At 68.8% G+C, this 14,508-nt stretch carries 11 protein-coding genes; 3 read left to right on the top strand and 8 right to left on the bottom strand.

The window, feature by feature from the left end; genetic code table 11:
* Window positions 1-28: 28 nt before the first annotated feature.
* The 5 genes from SNOV_RS04815 to guaB all read right to left on the bottom strand — a co-directional run bounded on the left by SNOV_RS04815 (window position 29) and on the right by guaB (window position 7,669).
* Entirely contained in the window at window positions 29-2,170 is a 2,142-nt protein-coding gene (locus tag SNOV_RS04815) for a putative bifunctional diguanylate cyclase/phosphodiesterase (RefSeq protein ID WP_013165789.1), read from the bottom strand.
* A 586-nt stretch (window positions 2,171-2,756) separates the two neighbouring features.
* Window positions 2,757-4,358, bottom strand: coding sequence for a glutamine-hydrolyzing GMP synthase (gene guaA / locus SNOV_RS04810; RefSeq protein ID WP_013165788.1), 1,602 nt, complete (start codon window positions 4,356-4,358; stop codon window positions 2,757-2,759).
* Between the two features lie 31 nt (window positions 4,359-4,389).
* On the bottom strand, window positions 4,390-5,700 hold the full coding sequence (locus SNOV_RS04805) for an RsmB/NOP family class I SAM-dependent RNA methyltransferase (RefSeq protein WP_013165787.1): 1,311 nt from the start codon (window positions 5,698-5,700) through the stop codon (window positions 4,390-4,392).
* A gap of 10 nt (window positions 5,701-5,710) precedes the next feature.
* Complete coding sequence (locus SNOV_RS04800) at window positions 5,711-6,142, bottom strand: MAPEG family protein (RefSeq protein ID WP_013165786.1); 432 nt, start codon at window positions 6,140-6,142, stop codon at window positions 5,711-5,713.
* Between the two features lie 36 nt (window positions 6,143-6,178).
* Window positions 6,179-7,669: an IMP dehydrogenase gene (guaB, locus tag SNOV_RS04795; RefSeq protein ID WP_013165785.1), complete on the bottom strand. Its 1,491-nt coding sequence runs from the start codon at window positions 7,667-7,669 to the stop codon at window positions 6,179-6,181.
* 311 nt (window positions 7,670-7,980) lie between these two features.
* On the opposite strand from guaB, the gene SNOV_RS04790 reads away from it, so the two are divergent.
* A complete protein-coding gene (locus SNOV_RS04790; RefSeq protein WP_013165784.1) occupies window positions 7,981-9,414 on the top strand; it encodes a DHA2 family efflux MFS transporter permease subunit in 1,434 nt (477 codons plus the stop codon).
* On the opposite strand, the gene SNOV_RS04785 is transcribed toward SNOV_RS04790, so the two are convergent.
* The 3 genes from SNOV_RS04785 to SNOV_RS04775 all read right to left on the bottom strand — a co-directional run bounded on the left by SNOV_RS04785 (window position 9,411) and on the right by SNOV_RS04775 (window position 11,989).
* On the bottom strand, window positions 9,411-10,121 hold the full coding sequence (locus SNOV_RS04785) for an RlmE family RNA methyltransferase (protein WP_013165783.1): 711 nt from the start codon (window positions 10,119-10,121) through the stop codon (window positions 9,411-9,413). The two genes, SNOV_RS04790 and SNOV_RS04785, sit on opposite strands and share 4 nt — an antisense overlap.
* Entirely contained in the window at window positions 10,118-11,296 is a 1,179-nt protein-coding gene (locus SNOV_RS04780) for a Ppx/GppA phosphatase family protein (protein ID WP_013165782.1), read from the bottom strand. The genes SNOV_RS04785 and SNOV_RS04780 overlap by 4 nt, the downstream gene beginning before the upstream one ends.
* 174 nt (window positions 11,297-11,470) lie before the next feature.
* On the bottom strand, window positions 11,471-11,989 hold the full coding sequence (locus tag SNOV_RS04775; RefSeq protein ID WP_013165781.1) for an invasion associated locus B family protein: 519 nt from the start codon (window positions 11,987-11,989) through the stop codon (window positions 11,471-11,473).
* Window positions 11,990-12,475: 486 nt separating this feature from the next.
* Here SNOV_RS04775 and SNOV_RS04770 point away from each other — a divergent pair, with 486 nt between their 5' ends.
* Both SNOV_RS04770 and SNOV_RS04765 read left to right on the top strand, forming a co-directional pair.
* On the top strand, window positions 12,476-13,081 hold the full coding sequence (locus SNOV_RS04770; protein ID WP_244412867.1) for a recombinase family protein: 606 nt from the start codon (window positions 12,476-12,478) through the stop codon (window positions 13,079-13,081).
* A 104-nt stretch (window positions 13,082-13,185) separates the two neighbouring features.
* Window positions 13,186-14,499 carry an MgtC/SapB family protein gene (locus SNOV_RS04765; protein WP_244412865.1) on the top strand — a complete coding sequence of 438 codons (1,314 nt, stop codon included), beginning with the start codon at window positions 13,186-13,188 and terminating at the stop codon, window positions 14,497-14,499.
* The last annotated feature ends 9 nt before the right edge of the window (window positions 14,500-14,508 follow it).

Here is a 14,508-nt window from a genome sequence, read left to right as displayed (position 1 = left end):
CTGTATGCTCCGGCATACCGCGCCCCGCCTAGTCGGCGCTGGCGACGGCGCGCTCGCCGTCACGCTGCGCCAGCCAGCGGGCGAAGACGTCCGCGGGAACCGGCGGGCTGAAATAGTAGCCCTGCACCTCGTCGCAGCCTTCCGCGCGAAGGGTTTCCAGCTGCGCGCCCTCCTCCACACCCTCGGCCACGACCTGCAAGTTCAGGATATGACCGAGATCGATGATGGTCCGCACGATGGCCAGAGCCCGCGGATCGTTGGCAAGGTCCTTCACGAAGGACCGATCGATCTTGAGACGGTGCAACGGAAAATTGCGGATGTAGTTCAGCGAGGAGTAGCCGGTCCCGAAATCGTCCACTGACAGGCTCACCCCGAGCGAGCGCAACAGATGCATCTGCTCGGTGACTGTCTCGTCATAGTCGATGAGGATGCCCTCGGTCAGCTCCAGATCGAGCAGATCGGGCGGGAAGCCGCTGTCCTCGAGGACGTCGCGCACCAGTTCGCCGACCTGCTGGCGCCGGAACTGGATTGGCGAAAGGTTGACGGCGATGCGCAACGGGCCGAGGCCTGCCCCGCGCCATTGCGCGCCCTGCCGGCACGCTTCCCGCAGCACCCATTCGTTGATCGGCACGATCAGGCCGCTCTCTTCCGCAAGGCCGAGAAAGGCGCCCGGCGCCAATACGCCGCGTTGCGGATGCGACCAGCGCAGCAGCGCTTCCGCGCCGATGACCGCATTGCGGCGCAAATCGATCAGCGGCTGGTAGTAGAGAACGAAGTCGCGACGCTTCAGCGCGTCGCGCAGTTCGCCCTCCATCTGCGCCCTCTGGGTGGCGCGCGGCGCCATGTCCGCGGCGAAGAAGCGCACGGTGTTGCCGCCCAGCGACTTCGCCAGATACATCGCCTGATCGGAGTTGCGCAGCAGTTCGTCCGGGTCGGCGCCATCGAGTGGAGCGACGGTGATGCCGATGCTCGCGCCGATCCGCGGCGCCGAGGGACCAGCGTCCTCATCGGTCAGCATATGCAGGATGGCGCGGGCCAGCCGCTCGGCATCCTCCGGCCCGTCTATATCCGGCTGGAGGACCGCGAATTCGTCGCCACCGAGCCGCGCCACCGTATGGCTGGGGCCCACCAGACGCGTGAGGCTGTCGGCCACGTTCTGCAGCAGACGGTCGCCGCGGTGATGGCCATGGGCGTCGTTGATCGCCTTGAAGCGATCGAGGTCGATGAAGTGCAGCGCGAAATTCTGGTCACCGCGGCGGCCGCGGGCGAGTTCGCGGCGCAGGTGATCGCGCAGCATCAGCCGGTTCGGCAGCCCGGTCAGGGAATCGTGGCTGGCGAGATATTCGAGGCGCTTCTCGGCCTCGCGGCGCTGCGTGATGTCGATCGAGGTGGTGAGGATGCTGGTGATGCGGCCCGCGCCATCATGGAGCGGCGCCTTGCTGGTCAGGTAGATGCGGTGCTCGCCTGCCGGCGTGGTCACCTCCTCCTCCCGCGGGGCCAGCGCGTGGCTGGTCCTGAGCACCAGTTGATCGAGCCGGCGGCTGATGAGCGCGCGCTCCTCTCCTAGCAGGGCCTCGACGGGTTGGCCGACGAGGTCGGCCGGCTGCCTGCCGATGGAGGCGGCCTGCTGCGCGTTGACGAGGACGCAGCGGCCTTCGAGGTCGGCGGCGCTGATGAAGGCGGGAACGGTGTCGATCACCTGCGCCAGCGCCTCGCGGCTCTCGCGCAGCAGCAGGTCCTTGGCGTTCAGGTTTATTTCCAGCAGCTCCGCCTTCTCGGCGATCAGCAGGTGTTGGGCGCGCAGCTTCAGGAGGTTTCGCGCCCGGGCGAGGAACTCGACATGGTCGACCGGGCTGAGCAGGAAATCCGTGGCGCCCGCCTCCAGCGAGGCGACCCTGAAATTGCGGTCGTCATAGGCGGTGACGACCACGATCGGCACGTCGCGATGCCGCGGCAGCGCACGCACGGCCGCGACCAGCTCGGCGCCGGTCATCTGCGGCATCTTGTAGTCGGTGATGATCAGATCGGCGCTGTTGTCCGACAGCCAATCCAACGCTTTCTGGCCATTCTCGAACGTCCGCACCCAGACATCCGCTTGAAGCCGCCGCGCAAGGACCGAGTAGATGCGCCGATTCGTGGAACTGTCGTCGATTATTAGTATTGCGGGCATCGCTTCTTGGCCTCTGAACGCGGACCGGACCCGTTCTTTCTCAGAATACGACGAAATCGGCTACCACGATACGCAACCTCCGAGACTTTAGACATAGCGAGGTGAGGTGAATCCTACCCAGCAGCAACTAGAACGTGTCCGCAAAAGGGTATAATAATAGCGATAACCCTCGCGTCGGCCTCAATCAGCCCCGTTGGCGCGCGGCCGGACCATCCCGGCGCCGCTGGCGCGATTCCGGCGAAGGGGCCGGCGCGCCGGCGGATATGCGCTGTACCCTGGGCTTTGCCGTGCTGGCGATCGTGGTGCTCGCGACCTTTTCGTGCGGCCTGCCGTGCCCGCTCACGGACGTCATCGGCGCGGCGGGCGGCTGGATTCTCGTCGCCCATGCCGGCGACGGTCGCGTCGCCGAGCCCACCTTCCCGTCCCTGCCCTATGTCGACCTTTCCAACCTCGCCCGATCGTGCCCCGTCTCCTCCCGGGCCATTGTCCCAGCCGCGCTCCTCACGGCGTCATCCGCGCGTCGACGCCCTCCACCCCGGTCTCGACGCCGCACATGGGCGACGCTGACATGGTCGGATGGGTCAGATCACTCCCACTCGATCGTTCCCGGCGGCTTCGACGTCACGTCGTAGACCACCCGGTTCACGCCCTTCACCTCGTTGACGATCCGGGTCGCCACGCGGCCGAGGAAGGCCATGTCGAAGGGATAGAAGTCCGCCGTCATGCCGTCCACGGACGTCACCGCGCGCAGGCCGACCACGTAGTCATAGGTGCGGTAGTCGCCCATCACGCCCACCGTCTTCACCGGCAGGATCACCGCGAAGGCCTGCCAGATCTCGTCATAGAGGCCGTGGCGGCGGATTTCCTCCAGGTAGATCTCATCGGCGAGGCGCAATATGTCGAGCTTCTCGCGGGTGATCTCGCCGGGGCAGCGGATCGCCAGGCCCGGCCCCGGGAAGGGGTGGCGGCCGACGAAGACCTCGGGCAGGCCGAGCTCGCGGCCGAGCGCGCGCACCTCGTCCTTGAACAGCTCGCGCAGCGGCTCGACGAGCTTCATGTTCATGCGCTCGGGCAGGCCGCCGACATTGTGGTGGCTCTTGATCGTCACCGACGGGCCGCCAGTGAAGCTGACGCTCTCAATCACATCGGGATAGAGCGTGCCCTGGGCGAGGAAGGCGGCGCCGCCGATCTTCTTCGCCTCGGCCTCGAACACGTCGATGAACAGCTTGCCGATGGTCTTGCGCTTGACCTCGGGGTCGGTGACGCCTTCCAGCGCGCCCAGGAACAACTCCTCCGCGTCGACATGGACGAGCGGGATGTTGTAGGCGTCGCGGAACAGGGTGACGACCTTCTCGGCCTCGCCGAGGCGCAGCAGGCCGTGGTCGACGAAGACGCAGGTGAGCTGGTCGCCGATCGCCTCGTGGATCAGCACCGCGGCGACGGAGGAATCCACACCGCCGGACAGGCCGCAGATGACCTTCTCATTGCCGACCTGCTCGCGGATGCGGCGGATCGCCTCTTCGCGATACGCCTTCATGCCCCAGTCGCCACGCGCGCCGGAGATGCGGCGCACGAAGTTGCGGATCAGCGCCGCGCCGTGCGGGGTGTGCACCACCTCGGGATGGAACATGGTGGTGTAGATGCGCCGTTCCTCGTCCACCGCGACGGCACAAGGCGCGTTCTCGGAGGTGGCGACCACCTCGAAGCCATCAGGCAGGCGGGTGACGCGGTCGCCATGGCTCATCCATACCGGATAGCGGCCGCCGACCTCCCACACGCCGTCATAAAGCGCGCTCGGCTTGTTCACCGTCACCTCGGCGCGGCCGAATTCGGCAGCATGGCCGCCCTCGACCTCGCCGCCGAGCTGCAGCGCCGCGGTCTGCTGGCCGTAGCAGATGGCGAAGATCGGCACGCCGGCGTCGAACGCCTCCTGCGGCGCGCGCGGGCTGCCCTCGTCCGTCACCGAAGCCGGGCCGCCGGAGAAGATGATGCCGACGGGATTGAGCCGTCGCACCGCCTCGGCCGCGCTCTGATAGGGCACGATCTCCGAATAGACGCCCTCCTCGCGCACCCGGCGGGCGATGAGCTGGGTCACCTGCGAGCCGAAGTCGATGATGAGGATGGTGTCGTGCTGCGCGGCGGCGTCGGTGGCGGCGAGGGTCTCGGTGTCGGTGTCGCTGTCGGTCATGGGCGGCGGCTCTTGTGACGGGTGTCTTGTTCTATCGGGCGGCGGCGGCGCGCACCATGACGGCGACGAAGAAGCCGTCGGTCCGGGTGCGACGCGGGGTGAGAAGCAGGCCCTCCGGGCGGTCGATGGCGGCCTCGCGCAGGGCGATGCCGCGCTCGCCGAGCGCCAGCACGGTATCGGCCGGCGGCAGGGCGCGGAAGGCGGGATGACGGCCGGTGAAGGCGCGGACCTGCGCGACGTTCTCCTCGTCGAGCAGCGAGCAGGTGATATAGGCGAGGCGCCCTCCCGGCTTCACGAAGCGGGCGGCGTTGTCGAGGATCTCCGCCTGCTCCTTGATGCGCTCGGCCAGCGCGCCGGGGCGCATGCGCCATTTGGCGTCGGGATTGCGGCGCCAGGTGCCGGTGCCGGTGCACGGCGCGTCGACGAGGACGAGGTCCATGCGGCCCTCGAGGTCGGCGAGCACGTCAGCCTTGCCCCTGGGCGAGCGGACCTGGACGTTGTGGGCGCCGGCGCGCTGAACGCGCTCATGGATCGGCGCGAGGCGGCGCAGGTCGTCGTCATAGGCGTAGAGCTGGCCGGCGCCGTCCATCAGCGCGGCGAGTTCCAGCGTCTTGCCGCCGCCGCCGGCGCACAAATCGAGCACCTGCCCGCCGCGCGGCGGGGCGGCGAGGATGGCGGCGATCTGTGAGCCCTCGTCCTGGATCTCCACCAGCCCCTTGAGATAGGCCGGCTCGGCGGTGAGCGGCGGCGCCTTGCCGTCGGCCTCCAGCGCGATGCGCAGCGCCAGCGGCGACCATTGGCCGGGCACCGGGTTGAGGTGCGCCAGCTGCTGCTCTGCCTTGTCGACGGCGCCTTTGAGCGAATTCACTCGCAGGTCGAGCGGCGCGCGCTCAGCCAGCGCCGCGCCCTCGGCCGCGCGCTCCTCGCCAAACACGGCGGCGAGCGAGGCGTCGAGCCATTCGGGATAGTCGCCGCGCACGTGAGCGGGCGCGTCGTCGAGCGTCGCACTGGTCAGCCGTGCCGTCTCGGCCCCGCTCAGCGGCGCCGGGGCGAAACGGGAGCCGTCACACAGCGCGGCGACGGCCTCGACGTCGAGCCCGCGGCCGAGCCGCAGCATGCCCAGCGCGAGCGCGCGGGGCGTCTCCTCCCCCATGATAAAGGCGGAGGAAGCGCGCCGGCGCAGCACGTCGTAGACGAGGGAGGATAGCGCCGCGCGGTCGCCGGAGCCGGCGAAGCGGTGCGAGCGGCCCCAGTCCTTCAGCACGTCGGCGGCCGGGCGGCGATCGGACAGAATGGTGCCGATCACCTCGATGGCGGCGGAAAGCCTGGCGGCCGGCGTCATTTCATCTCCGTCACGGCAGCACCGGCGACAACAGGATCCCCAGTGCGAACAATATCCACAGCGCCAGCAGCACCAGCGCCCCGAAGGCGAAGGCGCCGAAGCGCCACGCCACGTCGTTGAAGGTCACATGCACGCCGGCATGGACGATGCGGCTCAGCACGAACAGCCAGGACAACACCACGAAGGGTAGGTCCGCCTGCCGCGTCACCAGCGCGAAGCCGACCACCGCATAGAACAGCACCGGCAGTTCGAACTGGTTGCGCAGGCAGTTGCCGGCCTTGCGCACATAAAGCGGCCAGGCCGTGTCGTCGATCGCCACCCGCTCGCGCTGCACCCGGCCCGCGCGGATCGCCCGCGCCCGCATGAAGCCGAGCCGGAACAGCACCGCGAAGGTAAGCGCCACCTGCACGAAGACCGGCAGCAATATCGCGGTGACGCTCACGGCTGGCCCTCTCCTGCAGGCTCACGCGACCGCGCCTCAAACGCTGCCCGGATAGTTCGGGCTCTCGCGGGTGATGGTCACGTCGTGGACGTGGCTCTCGCGCAGCGAGGCGCCGGAGATGCGCACGAACTGCGCCTTCTCGCGGAAATCCTCCAGCGTCGCGCCGCCGACATAGCCCATGGCGGCGCGCAGGCCGCCGGAGAGCTGGTGCAGCACGCCGCCGACCGGGCCCTTATAGGCCACCTGACCCTCGATGCCTTCCGGCACCAGCTTCAGCGTGTCCTTCACCTCGGCCTGGAAGTAGCGGTCGGCCGAGCCGCGCGCCATGGCGCCCACCGAGCCCATGCCGCGATACGACTTATAGGAGCGGCCCTGGTAGAGATAGACCTCGCCCGGGCTCTCGTCGGTGCCGGCGAGCAGCGAACCGATCATGGCGCAGTCGGCGCCGGCTGCCAGCGCCTTGGCGAGGTCGCCCGAGAACTTGATGCCGCCATCGGCGATCACCGGCGTGTCGTTCTTCTTCGCCACTTCGACGGCGTCGAGGATGGCGGTGAGCTGGGGCACGCCGACGCCGGCGACGATGCGGGTGGTGCAGATCGAGCCCGGACCGATGCCGACCTTCACCGCGTCCGCGCCGGCATCGATCAGCGCCTGCGCGCCCTCGCCGGTAGCGATATTGCCGGCGAGGATCTGCACCTTGTTGGACAGGTGCTTGATGCGGCTGACCTGATCCAGAACCTTGCGCGAATGGCCATGCGCGGTATCCACCACCACGAGGTCGACACCCGCATCCACCAGCAACTCGGCGCGGCGGAAGCCGTCATCGCCAACGCTGGTCGCCGCGCCGACGCGCAGGCGGCCCTGCTCGTCCTTGGCGGCGTTCGGGTTGGTGACCGCCTTCTCCATGTCCTTGACAGTGATGAGGCCGACGCAGCGGCCCTCATCGTCGACCACCAGCAGCTTCTCGATCCGGTATTGGTGCAGCAGCCGCTTGGCCTCGGCCTGCTCCACGCCCTCGCGGACGGTGATCAGCCGCTCCTTGGTCATCAGCTCGGAGACAGGCTGGGCCGGGTTGGTGGCGAAGCGCACATCGCGGTTGGTGAGGATGCCAACAAGCTTGCCGCCGCGCCCGTTCGGGCCGCGCTCCACCACCGGGATGCCGGAGATGCTGTGGTTCTTCATCAGCGCCAGCGCGTCGGCCAGCGTCTGGTCGGGATGGATGGTGACCGGGTTCACCACCATGCCGCTCTCGTACTTCTTGACCATCCGCACATGCTCGGCCTGTACCTCGGGATCGAGGTTGCGGTGGATGACGCCGAGGCCGCCGGCCTGCGCCATGGCGATGGCGAGCCGCCATTCGGTCACCGTGTCCATCGCCGAGGAGAGGATCGGGATGTTGAGCGAGATGGAGCGCGTGACGCGCGAGCGTATGTCGACCTCGCCCGGCATGACATCCGAGAGGCCCGGCTTGAGGAGCACGTCGTCGAAGGTGAGCGCTTCCCGCGCGAGGCCGTCATAGAGCGACATCGCCAACTCCCGTTTAGGGCGCGCGGAGCGTAGCTCCGGTCTGCCCGATGGATGGAATGACGAAGCGAGCCGGGCTGTACGAGTCCGCCTGCTCCCTTCGAGTTGGCGAGGGCTCATACCATGGCCCGGCACGCTTTCCTAGGCACTTACCTCTGTGCTGCACGCAATGCGGCCGTGCGGCCACAGAGCCGCTACGTAACCCGATCGTGATGACGGATTTGTGCGCGGCGAAGCCTCGCCGGACCTCGGTTGCGGCGCTATAGCGCAACCGTCCGCCTGAACGTCGCCCCCCGTTGCCGAACGGATGCCCTGTGCGCACCGAACGCCTCGTCCCCCTCATCGTCGCCTGCGCCCTGTTCATGGAGCAGCTCGATTCGACGGTCATCGCCACCTCGCTGCCGGCCATCGCCGCCGACCTCCACGAGGACCCGATCTCGCTCAAGCTGGCGCTGACCTCCTACCTGCTCAGCCTCGCCGTGTTCATTCCCGCCAGCGGCTGGTTCGCCGACCGATTCGGCTCGCGCACCGTGTTCCGCATGGCGATCGTCATCTTCACCACCGGCTCCCTGCTGTGCGGGCTCGCGCATTCGCTGCCCGACTTCGTCGCCTTCCGTATCCTGCAGGGCATGGGCGGGGCGATGATGGTGCCGGTGGGGCGCCTCGTGATCCTGCGCACCGTGCCGAAGGAGGAGATCGTCTCCGCGCTCGCCTGGCTGACCATACCGGCGCTGATGGGGCCGGTGCTCGGCCCGCCGCTCGGCGGATTCATCACCACCTATTTCGACTGGCGCTACATCTTCTTCCTCAACATCCCCATCGGCCTCATCGGCGTCACGCTCGCCACCCGCTTCATCCCCGACATACGCGAGGAGGACGTGCCGCCCTTCGACTTCCGCGGCATGGTGCTGTCGGGCATCGGGCTGTCGGGCATCGTCTTCGGCTTCGCGCTGCTCGGCCAGCAGGCGGTGGAGCCGTGGATCGCGCTCGTCGTCATCGTGGTCGGCGCGGTGGCGATGTTCTTCTATGTCCGCCATGCGCGGCATGTGGAGCGGCCGATCCTCGACCTCGAGCTCCTGAAGATCCCGACCTTCTATGCCGGCGTGGTCGGCGCCTCGCTGTTCCGCGTCGGCATCGGCGCCCTGCCCTTCCTGCTGCCCCTGATGCTGCAACTGGGTTTCGGGCTGACGCCCTTCGCCTCCGGCATGATCACCTTCGCCTCCGCCGCCGGGGCTATGACGATGAAGTTTACCGCCGCGCCGATCATCCGCATCTTCGGCTTCCGCCGCGTGCTGGTGGTCAACTGCCTGATCGCCTCGGCCTTCATCGCCATCGGCGCCGTGTTCCGGCCCGACATGCCGTATCTGGTGCTGATCGGCGCACTGCTGCTCGGCGGCTTCTTCCGCTCGCTCCAGTTCACCAGCACCAATGCGCTGTCCTATGCCGACGTCTCTAGCGAGGCGATGAGCCGCGCCACCAGCTTCGCCAGCGTGGCGCAGCAGGTGTCGATCTCCACCGGCGTCGCCGTGGCGGCGCTGGTGCTCGACGGCATGCGCGCCTGGCGCGGCACCGACGCCATCCTTCTGTCCGACTTCAGCGTCGCCTTCATCGTCGTGTCGCTTATCGCGGTGTGCTCGCTGTTCTTCTTCCTGCGGCTGCCGGACGATGCCGGCGCGGCGCTCGCCGGTCGGCGGGTGAAGGCCGCGGTGCCGGCCGAGACGCCCAACGAGATGGGCAGCGCCGCCTAGTCCTCGTGCCGCCGGCCGCGAAAGCCGGTCGCCACCACATAGAGCTCGGCGGAATCCGCCCGGCTCGCCTGCGGCTTGATGTGCCGCACCGTGGTGAAGTCGCGCTTGAGCTCGGCCAGCAGCGTGTTCTCCGTGCCGCCCTGGAACACCTTGGCGACGAAGGCGCCGCCGGGTGAGAGCACCTGCCGGGCGAAGTCGATGGCGAGCTCCACCAGGCCGACGATGCGCAGATGGTCGGTCGCCCTGTGGCCGGTGGTGTTGGCCGCCATATCGGAGAGCACGACATCCGCCTCGCCGCCGAGCATCTCCTTCAGCCGGTCGGGCGCCTCGTCCTTGAGGAAGTCGAGCTGGGCGAAGTCGACGGCGGGAATGGGATCGATCTCCAGGAGGTCGATGGCGACCACCTTGCCGCGCCCCTCGGTCGCCTTCACCCGCTGGGCGGCGACCTGGCTCCAGCCGCCCGGCGCCGCGCCGAGGTCGACCACCCGCAGGCCGGGCTTGAGCAGCTTCAGCTTGTCGTCGATCTCGAGCAGCTTGAAGGCCGCGCGCGAGCGCCAGCCCTCGCGCTTGGCGCGCGCGACATAGGGGTCGTTGAGCTGGCGCTGAAGCCATTTCTGCGACGAGGAGGAGAGCGAGCGCGCTTTTTTCAGCCGGACTTTCAGCGGGCGCGCCTCACCCCCCTTGCGGGGCTGGGGCTTGTCGATCACGTCGTAGCCCCGGTGGGTGCCTCAATGGGCGCCGCTCGATGGCGCCAGACGCCGTCGGCGCGCATCAATTCGACCAGTATGCCCTCGCGCAGGCCGCGGTCGGCGACGCGCAGCCGGTCGCAGGGGAAAGCCCGGCGCACCGCTTCGAGGATGGCGCAGCCGGCGAGCACGAGATCGGCGCGCTCGTGGCCGATGCAGGGATTGGCCGCGCGCTCGGCGAAGGGCATGGCCAGCAGCCGGTCCACGACGACGCGCACCTGCTCAGCGCCGAGCCAGGTGCCGTCGACCTGCGAGCGGTCGTAGCGCGGCAGGTCGAGATGCACGCCGGCGATGGTGGTGACCGTGCCGGACGTGCCGAGAAGGTGCAGCCGGCCGCAATTATGCGGGCCGACCGCCTTCACGAAGCCGGCGAGGTGCGGCGAGAACTCGTTGACCATCGCCTCGAAATCGTCGCGCGTCACTTTCACGCCGCCATGGCGCTCGGCCACGGTGACGACACCAAGCGGTACCGACACCCAGGCGCGGATCACCGCCGCCGGCGGGCCGCCGTCGCGGGTCTCCACCCGGTCGAGCCAGACGACTTCCGTCGAGCCGCCGCCGATGTCGAACAGCACCGCGCCGTCGAGATGCGGATCGACCAGCGGCGTGCAGCCGGAGGCGGCCAGCCGCGCCTCGGTCTCCCGGTCGACGATCTCCAGCGCCAGCCCGGTCTCGCGCTCCACCCGGCGGATGAACTCGGCGCCGTTGGCGGCGGAGCGACAGGCCTCGGTGGCGATGAGCCGGCGGTCGGCGATGTTGCGCGCGTCGATCTTGGCGGCGCAGACCTTCAGCGCGTCCACCGCGCGGTCCATCGCCGCCTCGCCGAGCCGGCCGGAGCAGATGAAGCCCTCGCCGAGCCGCACGATGCGCGAGAAAGCGTCCACCACACGGAAGCCGTTGGCGGTCGGGCGGGCGATCAGGAGGCGGCAATTATTGGTGCCGAGGTCGAGCGCGGCGTAGCAGGGATCGTTGCTGCGCGGATGCGCGCCCCCGCCGGAAACGCCCTCTTCCGGACGCGACGGCCCGTTGCGGCGGCCGCGCCAGTGGCGATGGCGTGCGCGCATATGCGGGCGATCGTCACGGGCCGACCTATCGGTTGCCCGTCCCCCCGCCCAGCTCTGGGTCTCGTCGACCATCGCGGATTCCCCGGCCGAAGCCGCCGCCCCGACCACCGCACGAGGGGCGACCGGGATCGAATTTTTCAACATCTCGGATGAAATGTAACATTCGATGCCAAAGGCGCAATCGGCTTCATGCCTGCTGCGCGCGGGGAACGGAGCTGCCGGGGGAGCTCCGCCTCGGCTTCGCGCTCAGCCCTTGCGCGCCTTGAGCGCCGGCAGCGCCTTGTCGATGCCGTCGAGCGGCAGCGCCACGTTGACCACCTGCCCGTCGACCAGGGTAAAGCTGGTGACCGCCTCCTTGGCGCCGGCCAGTTCCTTGGCGAAGCCTTCCTCGAACTTGCCCACCGCCGTGCAGCCGCGCTCATTGCAGGAGAGGTAGCCGATGCGGTGCGGCTTGCCGCCGTCGAGCGCCACCCGCACGCCGTCCTTGAGCCGCACGCCGAGCGGGGTGCGCACGACATAGGTCGGCTTGCCGCCCGCGCTCTCGCCGATCTGCCAGAGCAGCGCCACCTTCTTGGTCTTGGCGTCGTTGATGCGCAGGCTGGCGACGCAGGCCTTCTTGCCCTCGCTACGGTCGCGGCAATTGACGATCCAGTTGCCATAGGTGATCGCGCCGGAGGCGGGCGCCGTCTGCGCTGCGGCTGCCCCGCCCGCGAGGACGAGGGAGGCGAGCAGCAGCGGCGCGGCGAGCTTGGCGGAAACGGACATTCTGACCTCCGGCGGGATACGGGACGGGCACGCGGGGCAGCCGCGGCGCGGAAACGATATGTGCCCCCGGAGCCTCGCCCGGCGGTGCGGCGGATTGAGCCGCACTCTCGCGCGAAACACAATGGACCCGATGTGGCGAATTTGTGCGACCGCGAGGAGCCGCTCCCGCCCGACCCGCGGCCCGGTTTCATTTGCACGCCAAGGAAAAACGCTCGCTTTCCCAAGCGTTCCGACAGACGAATATTATCGAAATTGTCAGACAATTCTCAAAATTGACCGCACCCTCGGGCGGACGTGAAGCACCCGCAAGAATATCATGAAAGTTGTATTATCCTGTGCTAGTCCTACCCTGCGAATTTGGGGGAAGGCTGCAGCAGTGGTTGGATGTCCGTTTGACCGGGCGTTCTTTCGCGGAAAGCGCGCGGCCTGCTGAACATGATGCTGATCGGTTACTGTCTGTTGGGCCGCGATGGCCCGACGGGAGGCTTGGCTGCACCCGAGGCGACGCCCTATGCGCCGTCCGATCACGCATCGGGCGCCCCGCAGGGTCCGGCCGACGCGGCGGGTTCCGAAATGCACGCTCTCGCCGTGCTCGGCTGCGAGCGCGTCTTCAGCGATACGGACGATACGCGGCACCCTGAACGGCCTGGCCTGCGTGCCGCGCTCGAATTCCTGCAGGCGGGCGACGTGCTGCTGGTGCCTGCCTTGCGTCATCTCGGGCGCGACGTCGAGAGCGTCGTGCTGCTGGTGGACCGGCTGCGCCTCGCCAACGTATCGGTTCGCTTGGGCGCAGTGCCGGAGGACGGCCGGCTCGCGCCGAGCGAGGCGCTGGCGCTGGTCTGCCGCGAGCTTGCCGAGCTGATCGTGCCGGACCAGCCGGCGCCCGCCGGGCTCACGGGACCGGCGCGCCGGCGCGGCCGACCGCAGGCGCTCTCGCCGAAGGATATCGCCAAGGCGCGGCGCATGCTCGCCGGCGGCGGCTTCACCGTGCCGGACGTGGCACGCATACTCGGCGTGTCGGCGGCGACGGTCTATCGCTACTTCCCCCGCCGCTCCCAGAAGCAGGCGCCGCCGGAGGACGCGGCGCCCTGAGCGACGGCAGTGGCCGCCCTGCGTTCCGCCCTCCCACCATCCGCGCGGTTCCCGACTTGCGGGAGAGCTGCCATTGGCGCAGGAATCACGCCTGATCGGCTCGAATGACGCTGCGTGAGATCTCGGCCGGAGGGGGCGCCATGGACGAGATGGAGATGTTCCGGCGCATGGCCGTGGCCATAGCGATCGGTGCCGCGGTCGGGGTCGAGCGTCACTGGCGCGAGCGGGACGAGGAGGACGGCGCCCGCACCGCCGGCATTCGCACCTATACGCTCATCGGCATGTTCGGCGGCGTCGCCGCGTTGATCGAGCGCTATCTCGCGCCGACCGGCACGCCGACGGGCCTGGTGCTGGTCGGCTTCCTCGTCACCCTGTCGGCGGCCTTCGTGCTGTTCCAATACCGCGAGGAGATGGCGGCGAACTCGTTCAGCGCCACCGCCGTCGTGGTCGAGATGATGACCTTCGCGCTCGGTGCCCTCGCTGTCCTCGGCGACCTCACCCTGGCCTCGGCGGGCGGCGTGGTGTTGGTGGCGATACTGGCGAGCCGCGAATTCCTGCACGCGGCGATACGCCGGCTGCGCTGGGCCGAGCTGCGTTCCGCCCTCATCCTGCTCACTCTCACCTTCGTCATCCTCCCCATCGTCCCCACCGCGCCGGTCGGTCCCTTCGGCGGCGTCTCCCCCGCCAAGATTCTCATCATGGCGATCGTGCTGGCGACGATCTCCTTCTGCGGCTACGTCGCCGTCCGGCTGCTGGGCGACACGCGCGGGGAACTGGTCGCGGGAACCATCGGCGGCGTGGTCTCCTCCACTGCCACCACCGTCGCCAATGCGCGCCGCTCGATCGGGCACGAGGCGGTACTGCCGCTCGCGGCCGGGGCGATAAGCGCGGGTGGCGTGTCCCTGGTCCGCACCGGCTTCCTGGTGTTCACCCTGGCCCCCTCGCTCGTTGCGACGCTGATCGTCCCTCTCGGCGCCGGCGCGGCGGTGATGTTCGCCTATGCGCTGCTGCTGGCGCGGCGGCCGGGGCAGCCGCATGAGGAGAAGCGGGCGCCGAAGAACCCGTTCGACCTCGACTCGGTCATCAAGATGGCGCTGCTGCTGGTGGGAGTGGCGTTCCTCGCCCGCGCCGCCAGCGAGATCTGGGGAGCGAGTGGCCTCTATCTCGCCTCGGTGCTGTCGGGCCTTGCCGATGTCGACGCGGTGACGGTGACCGTGGCCGGCATGCTGCCGAGCCTCACCGAGCGTACCGCCGCGATGGCGATCGGTCTCGCCGTCCTCAGCAACATGGTGGCGAAGGCGGCCTATGCGGCGATGTTCGGGGCGAAGGGCTTCTTTGTGAACCTGTGGATGGCCTCTGCTGTGGCCATCGCCGCGGCCATCGGCCTCTTCATGGCCATCAATGGATGGCTCGCCTGAGCGAGGCCG

It is taken from the genome of Ancylobacter novellus DSM 506 (assembly GCF_000092925.1).
Classification (GTDB): domain Bacteria; phylum Pseudomonadota; class Alphaproteobacteria; order Rhizobiales; family Xanthobacteraceae; genus Ancylobacter; species Ancylobacter novellus.
This window is presented reverse-complemented; position numbering and strand designations above follow the sequence as displayed.

Excerpts from the sequence above, each read along its gene's own strand:
- SNOV_RS04815 (WP_013165789.1), bottom strand. The coding sequence starts at position 2,170 with ATGCCCGCAATACTAATAATCGACGACAGTTCCACGAATCGGCGCATC.
- guaA (WP_013165788.1), bottom strand. The coding sequence starts at position 4,358 with ATGACCGACAGCGACACCGACACCGAGACCCTCGCCGCCACCGACGCC.
- SNOV_RS04805 (WP_013165787.1), bottom strand. The coding sequence starts at position 5,700 with ATGACGCCGGCCGCCAGGCTTTCCGCCGCCATCGAGGTGATCGGCACC.
- guaB (WP_013165785.1), bottom strand. The coding sequence starts at position 7,669 with ATGTCGCTCTATGACGGCCTCGCGCGGGAAGCGCTCACCTTCGACGAC.
- SNOV_RS04780 (WP_013165782.1), bottom strand. The coding sequence starts at position 11,296 with ATGGTCGACGAGACCCAGAGCTGGGCGGGGGGACGGGCAACCGATAGG.
- SNOV_RS04775 (WP_013165781.1), bottom strand. The coding sequence starts at position 11,989 with ATGTCCGTTTCCGCCAAGCTCGCCGCGCCGCTGCTGCTCGCCTCCCTC.
- SNOV_RS04765 (WP_244412865.1), top strand. The coding sequence starts at position 13,186 with ATGACGCTGCGTGAGATCTCGGCCGGAGGGGGCGCCATGGACGAGATG.